General features: G+C 42.1%; 8 protein-coding genes. 2 read left to right on the top strand and 6 right to left on the bottom strand.

What is annotated here, in order from left to right:
* Positions 1 to 687: 687 nt before the first annotated feature.
* The gene (locus IC21_RS13760) at positions 688 to 1,041 is read right to left on the bottom strand and encodes a hypothetical protein (protein WP_174760500.1); all 354 of its coding nucleotides are present in this window, start codon (positions 1,039 to 1,041) and stop codon (positions 688 to 690) included.
* Positions 1,042 to 1,350: 309 nt separating this feature from the next.
* Here IC21_RS13760 and IC21_RS13755 point away from each other — a divergent pair, with 309 nt between their 5' ends.
* On the top strand, positions 1,351 to 2,586 hold the full coding sequence (locus tag IC21_RS13755; protein WP_029142960.1) for an IS256 family transposase: 1,236 nt from the start codon (positions 1,351 to 1,353) through the stop codon (positions 2,584 to 2,586).
* Here IC21_RS13755 and IC21_RS13750 read toward each other — a convergent pair whose 3' ends face one another.
* The 4 genes from IC21_RS13750 to IC21_RS13735 all read right to left on the bottom strand — a co-directional run bounded on the left by IC21_RS13750 (position 2,587) and on the right by IC21_RS13735 (position 4,914).
* The gene (locus IC21_RS13750; protein ID WP_029142961.1) at positions 2,587 to 3,039 is read right to left on the bottom strand and encodes an ABC-2 transporter permease; all 453 of its coding nucleotides are present in this window, start codon (positions 3,037 to 3,039) and stop codon (positions 2,587 to 2,589) included.
* 12 nt (positions 3,040 to 3,051) lie between these two features.
* Positions 3,052 to 3,750 (bottom strand): ABC transporter ATP-binding protein, encoded by a 699-nt coding sequence (locus tag IC21_RS13745; protein WP_026684635.1) that lies wholly within the window; start codon positions 3,748 to 3,750, stop codon positions 3,052 to 3,054.
* A 1-nt stretch (position 3,751) separates the two neighbouring features.
* Positions 3,752 to 4,117, bottom strand: a complete 366-nt coding sequence (locus IC21_RS13740; protein WP_029142962.1) for a GntR family transcriptional regulator — start codon at positions 4,115 to 4,117, stop codon at positions 3,752 to 3,754.
* A 236-nt stretch (positions 4,118 to 4,353) separates the two neighbouring features.
* Positions 4,354 to 4,914 carry a PadR family transcriptional regulator gene (locus IC21_RS13735; RefSeq protein WP_014096860.1) on the bottom strand — a complete coding sequence of 187 codons (561 nt, stop codon included), beginning with the start codon at positions 4,912 to 4,914 and terminating at the stop codon, positions 4,354 to 4,356.
* 113 nt (positions 4,915 to 5,027) lie between these two features.
* Here IC21_RS13735 and padC point away from each other — a divergent pair, with 113 nt between their 5' ends.
* Positions 5,028 to 5,531: a phenolic acid decarboxylase gene (gene padC / locus IC21_RS13730; RefSeq protein ID WP_017550974.1), complete on the top strand. Its 504-nt coding sequence runs from the start codon at positions 5,028 to 5,030 to the stop codon at positions 5,529 to 5,531.
* A gap of 171 nt (positions 5,532 to 5,702) precedes the next feature.
* Here the strand turns inward: padC and IC21_RS13725 are convergent, their stop codons facing one another.
* Positions 5,703 to 6,344, bottom strand: coding sequence for an NAD(P)-dependent oxidoreductase (locus tag IC21_RS13725; RefSeq protein ID WP_029142963.1), 642 nt, complete (start codon positions 6,342 to 6,344; stop codon positions 5,703 to 5,705).
* Between the last annotated feature and the right edge of the window lie 113 nt (positions 6,345 to 6,457).

Here is a 6,457-nt window from a genome sequence, read left to right as displayed (position 1 = left end):
CTTAACTTCCATCATGGATGATTTCATCTCCGGGAAGGGATGTCAAATTGAAAGGCATTTGACATCCCTTCCCGGAGATGAAGAAAAAAATCCATGGAAGTTAAGCCGAAAAAATGAGGGGGTGGTTGAAAACATTTGCCCATAAATTTACACAATAACCTGGACTTGACTCGTAGACGCCCTCTATATGAAGGAAGACCTTTGTTTTTGCTTGCTTCCTTAACATAGACGGCCTCTAGGTGAAGAAAGACCGTCATTTTTCCGCGCTTCCTTAACATAGACGCACTCTAGGTGAAGGAAGGCCTTCGTTTTTCCAAGCTTCCTTGACGTAGACGGGCTCTATGTTAAGAAAGGCCTTCGTTTTTCCAAGCTTCCTTAACATAGACGCGCTCTAGGTGAAGGAAGGCCTTCGTTTTTCCACGCTTCCCTAACGTAGACGCGCCCTATGTAAAGGAAGTCGCTCATTTTTCGCATTTCCTTACCATAGAGCAGAATCGGATTCGTTCAGCAAGCCCTATTTATAAAGCAGGCGTTGATTTTTCATCAAAGTCAAAAAGGAGGGTGATGCCTGCTCGCGGCACCGCCCCTCCTTCAAATCGGATTTTTTAATGGAAGCCTGACATGTTAGCAGCAGTAATTGATCAACTCCCGCTAAACACGGCTTTCTCATCCCTTTTTACTGCGCGATTACAAGTCTATTTTCTTCTCAATCAAATACCCCGTTCCTAAAAATAAAGCGATCATTAACGCCAAGTGATAAACAGAGGATGCGATATTTGTGGCGACATACTTTGAAACTGCATTCAAGTACAACCCGCCGATATGATAATGCATCTGAAGAAGATCATCGTAGGAAGCGGGTGTTACCACATGAAAGGTGCTCAGATCTAAATAATACGGTATCCACTGGCTGATTTCAGTGTCAATATAGCCGAATATGCTGCTTAAAATGATAAACAGGACGAACCACAAACCACCAATCTTTTTATGTCGGAACGTCACTTTGCCAAGTGCCATTGAAAAATAGATAAGCAATAGCACACTGACAACACTACAAGCCATAGAGAATATCATGTAAATACAGGCTTTTATAGATAGAACTTTTGAGATCATGAAAAAAAGTAGTTAAGTCCGTATAATTGTGTAAAAAGGGTTATCTGAATATGAGGGAATATGGAGTATAGGGGCTGTTTTTCTGGAGGGGGCTGGCCAGCCCCCTCCAGAAAAACAGCGGGATTTCATTTCTCTTGCCGTCTCTATCATTTTTTTATAGAAAATGAGCCAGAGCCCATCATCTCAGTTAGAATAGAGTTAACCAAAAAACTAAATTTCTAAAGGAGAGATTCAGGGATGGCTCAATTACAGATTACTCTAGATGAACAACTTTTGCATCAATTATTTCTTGGCGATTCAAAAGAATCGGGTATAAATGCCCTTTTGGAGGCGATTTTGAATCAAGTTCTGGAGGCACAGGCCAGCGAACAGCTGAAAGCCGAAAAATATGAACGTAATGAAGCTAGAATTGATTACCGAAACGGCTCCTACCCCCGCCAACTAAAAACCCGCGTGGGAAAGCTCTCTTTGTACGTTCCCAGGCTGCGCAACGGTCATTTTTCAACTGATCTCTTTCAGCGTTATCAGCGTAGTGAACAAGCACTGGTCCTGTCTTTGATGGAAATGGTGATTAATGGTGTTTCTACGCGCCGTGTCAGTCAAATCACCGAAGAGCTCTGTGGTTCAGACTTCTCGAAGTCGACCGTGTCGAATCTTTGTGGGCAGCTGGATCCCGTGGTTACGGGCTGGAATAACCGTCCCCTAGAGGGCAGCTATCCGTTTCTGTTTGTGGATGCAATTTATACAAAGGTGCGTGAAAATGGCCGTGTCCGTTCCCGGGGTGTATTGATTAGCTATGGTGTCAACGAGAAAGGCTATCGATCGATTCTTGGCCTAAAAGTCGATGACAGTGAAAGCACAGAGGCTTGGAAGAATTATTTTGATTGGATAAAATCTCGTGGACTAAAGGGCGTAGATGTAATCGTTAGCGATGATCATGGCGGTTTAGTCAGCGCTGTTCAAAAAGCGTTTCAGGGAGCAACGTGGCAAAGATGTCAAGCTCATTTTCTGCGTAACGTACACGATCGGCTTCCAAAACATTTAGAGAGCGAAGGAACTGAACAAGTGAAAGCCATTCTCCACGCTCCAGACATTGAAACAGCACACACACTACTTCAGTCCTTTCTGAATACTTATCAGGATAAAGCGCCTAAAGTGACTGAAATGGTAGAGGAAGCCTTTGACGATGTCACTGCAGCACTCTCACTTCCGGAGCCGTATCGTCGTCGCCTGAGAACGACAAACGGCATGGAACGACTCAATGAAGAATTTCGCCGTCGGGAACAGGTTATCCGTATTTTTCCTAACCGGGATTCCGTAATCCGGCTAATGGGTTCTGTTCTCATGGAAAAGGATGAAAAATGGGCAGAAGGACGCCGCTATTTGAAGATGGAAGACTATTTTGAATGGAAAGCCAAACAACCGAAATCGTCTGACCAATCCAACAAAGCGACAGACATTTATTCGGGTTAATTACTCTATCCCGACTGAGAGGAATTTACACACAAAAAAAGACTTGACCAAAAAAAGTTGTGATAAATGATAGATATGAAATGGGCTGAAAATCATCATCAACAAGAAATTGATTAGCGCAACAGCGATACCTAGTCCTATAAACCAGATTAAAGCAGCAATAAGTTTAGATCCAAGAATTTGATTTCCTGTCAACGGCAATGTAAAGGTAAGGTAGCCACTGTCTTCATACAATTCTTTTCGAAACGAGCCGACGATGTAGAGGAATGCAATGAGAGCCGCACCAAATAATAGCATGACACCAATTGACATAAAGATTTGCGCTGAATGAAACAGCGAGCCTTCCTTATTAGAATAGGCATACATGCTGGTTAAAAGAATGAACACCAAAGCCAATATGCCCAAAATAAACTTGTACGTTCCTCTTATTTCATACTTTACATATTTCAACATCCGGTTTCCCTCCTATGCCCCGAATACTTCTTTATAGATTCCGTCGATTTGCTTGCCCTTTTCTTCCCGTAATTGCTCTGCATTTCCCGTCAAAACAATTCGGCCATTTTTTAAAAAGACCACTTCATCCAGCATGCTTTCCATATCCCTGACTAAATGCGTCGTAATGATCATCGAACTGTTTTCGCGAAAGTTGCCGATAATCGCATCCAATATTTGGTCTCTTGCAACCGGGTCGACGCCGGCGATTGGCTCATCTAGAATATATAATTTTGCATTTCTTGCCAGGACAAGCGAGAGGTTCAGTTTTTCATGCATGCCTTTTGACAACGTATCAATTTTCATGTCTTTTTCCAATTTCATAAAATCAAGTAATGCTTCGAACTTCTTTTCATCGAAATCCTCATAAAAATCCTGATATAATTTTAAAGCATCCTTGATCCGCATCCATTTATACAGAAAATTACGGTCAGGCAAATAAGAAACAATGGATTTTGTTGCCACGCCCACTTTGTGTCCGTCAATCCGTACTTCTCCGCCTGTTTGCCGTAAAAGGCCGGTTAAAATTTTAATCAGCGTTGTTTTTCCGCTCCCATTCGGGCCTAATATTCCAACGACTTTTCCTTCCTCTATCGTTAAATTCAACTGATCGAGGGCTTTTTTACGAAAATAATGCTTTGTCAGCCCGTTCATTTCTACAATATTCTTCATTTTATTCATTCCCTTCCATAAACCTTTCCGATATCATTTTTTTGATTTCATCGGGCTGGAAACCCAAATTTTCCATTTCTCTGAAAAAACGATCTATGACCGCGGCAGCCATGCTTTGTTTTAACTGGCTGATGATAAGGCTGTCCTCTGTTACAAAAGTTCCCATTCCTCTTTGCGTTTTCACCAGCTCTTCCCGCTCCAGTTCCTGATAAACTCTTTGGATCGTATTCGGATTGACCCTCAATTCCTTTGATAATTCCCTGACCGATGGCAGTTTTTCCCCTCTATCGATTTCACCGGAAACCACCTTTGTCTTAATTAAATTCATGATCTGTATATAAATGGGCAAAGAACTGCTAAATTCCACCTTTTCACCTCCAGTACTGTCAACGGCATATTCTCTTTCCGGAGCTGACCCGGCAAGCCCAAACGAAAAGACCCTGAAATCGGAAAAGATTTTTCACGAAATCAGGGCATTATTTGAAAACCAAAATGCCTTTTTACGCAAGCCGGGGCAACGATTCAATGATCCTATCCTGAAAATATAGCCAGCTGAATTTGGATACCGCCTTCACTGCGGTTTGTCTTATGGCTAAGGAACGTTCACCTTTTTTGCCTGATAAACCGGATGCTTTTTTTCAGCCAGTCTACATAGCTTTCTTCCCGGGAGATCGCTTTTGTCAGGACAAGATAATGCCCTAACTCATCTGCTGCAAGTCCCATTTTCTCTTCTCTTTGCGCAAAAATAAGCTGGTAACGGGATTTCAGCTCCGATAATTTTTGCTCCCGCTGATCCAATTGGTCCTGGAAAAGCGGAAGAATTTTTTCTTCGGGAATGTATTGGATAAAATAAACTTTTAAAGCAAATGTATCTTTCTCCGTCTCGGGAATTTGTTCCGGGTGCATCAGCCACTGTGCCAGTTCCTTTTTTCCTTCTTCTGTCAGCTTGTACATCTTTCTTTCCAGTTTGACGCCCGATATTTCAATATATTGTTCGATCAGTTTTTCATCCAGCAGTTTTTTTAATTCGGTATAAATCTGGCTGTGTTTGGCACTCCAAAATTGGGAAATTTCCTTTGTAAACTCGGCCGTAATATCATAACCGCTCATATCTTGTTTTCTCAACAATCCCAGAATCGCGTGTTTAAGGACTCTTTTTGCCATCGGCTAACCTCCGTCACGATTTATTGACATTATTATAGCATAGGTATAAAATAAAACATGTAAATATTGACATGTTTAATATTGAATGATTTATTAAATACAGAAGGTTTATAATGAAAACATTAGAAGAATTTTTAGGCACCCATATGATCTATACGTATGAAAATGGCTGGGAATATGAATTTTATGTAAAAAATCAAAATACCGTTGATTATCGCATCCACAGCGGAATGGTTGGCGGCCGCTGGGTCCGCGGCCAAAAAGCAGATATCGTGAAGATCACGGATGGCGTTTTTAAAGTTTCCTGGACAGAACCGACAGGCACAGACGTTTCCCTGAACTTCATGCCGGATGACAAACGGATGCACGGAGTGATCTTTTTCCCGAAATGGGTACATGAACACCCGGAAATCACGGTCTGCTATCAAAATGACCATATTGATTTAATGGAAGAATCACGCGAAAAATACGAAACTTACCCGAAATATGTTGTTCCGGAATTTGCGGATATCACCTATATTAAGAATGAAGGCATCAACAACGAAAAAGTGATTTCAGAAGCGCCTTATGCAACGATGGCCGATGACATCCGCTCAGGAAAACTAAAATTTTCATAAGCGAAAAGCCCACAAAAACAAAAAAACGGCGAGACATCGTGTCTCACCGTTTTTTTGCAAATAAAAATAAACGATCACTTTTTCAGTGCCTTCACTTGATTTTCTTCTAACATATTGGCTGTAGAAGGTCAGAATCACGCAAATGTGATAGCCTCTTTATACAACAAGTTGTTATTCTGCTTCGCCGACAACAGAAAATCGTTCATTTTTATGGTGCGGATTTTCAATTTCATCCAGGATTGCAACCGCAAAATCTGCATAGCTGATGTAGCTTTCCCCTTTTGAGTTTAACGTCAGCACATCCCCGCCTTTTTTGTAGGATCCGGTTCGTTTGCCTGCCGGATCAAAGAACGCGGCCGGGCTTACAAAAGTCCATTGGATACCGGTGGAATGCTGCAGGTCTTCTAAATTTTGTGCCTGGCTTTTCGCAGTTGGCAGGAATGCAGCGGGAAAATCGGGTGTGTCCATGACCCGAACGGTTTCTGATTCATCCGCAAACAGGCTGCCGGCGCCTCCCACAACGACGAGGCGTGTGCCGGGCGCCCCTTTTAAAGCTTCAATTAAAACCCGGCCGGCTTCCACATGCTGGTGTTCCTTTCCTGGAGCAGCACCAAATGCATTGACGACCACATCATATTTTTGAAGATCTCCGGATTTGATATCGAAAATATTTTTTTCCACCACATCAACCCGTTTGTCTTGAATTTTCGCTGCATTCCGTACAATTGCCGTCACTTCGTGGCCCCTGTCAACCGCTTCTTTGAGAATAAGGCTGCCGGCTTCCCCGCTAGCGCCAATAATTCCAATTTTCATATGGCATTCCTCCTGTGATATGTAATCAACTTTATTACATGTAATTATTATAATTACAAGATGGCAGGCATGTCAATGATATTTATTTCCTTTAGGAGTTATACTATACTTGT

Source organism: Heyndrickxia coagulans DSM 1 = ATCC 7050, assembly GCF_000290615.1.
Classification (GTDB): domain Bacteria; phylum Bacillota; class Bacilli; order Bacillales; family Bacillaceae_C; genus Weizmannia; species Weizmannia coagulans.
The sequence above is the reverse complement of the archived record's forward strand: the minus strand, read 5'-3'. Positions and strand labels throughout refer to the sequence as shown.

Excerpts from the sequence above, each read along its gene's own strand:
- IC21_RS13735 (WP_014096860.1), bottom strand. The coding sequence starts at position 4,914 with ATGGCAAAAAGAGTCCTTAAACACGCGATTCTGGGATTGTTGAGAAAA.
- IC21_RS13745 (WP_026684635.1), bottom strand. The coding sequence starts at position 3,750 with ATGAAGAATATTGTAGAAATGAACGGGCTGACAAAGCATTATTTTCGT.
- IC21_RS13725 (WP_029142963.1), bottom strand. The coding sequence starts at position 6,344 with ATGAAAATTGGAATTATTGGCGCTAGCGGGGAAGCCGGCAGCCTTATT.
- padC (WP_017550974.1), top strand. The coding sequence starts at position 5,028 with ATGAAAACATTAGAAGAATTTTTAGGCACCCATATGATCTATACGTAT.
- IC21_RS13750 (WP_029142961.1), bottom strand. The coding sequence starts at position 3,039 with ATGTTGAAATATGTAAAGTATGAAATAAGAGGAACGTACAAGTTTATT.
- IC21_RS13755 (WP_029142960.1), top strand. The coding sequence starts at position 1,351 with ATGGCTCAATTACAGATTACTCTAGATGAACAACTTTTGCATCAATTA.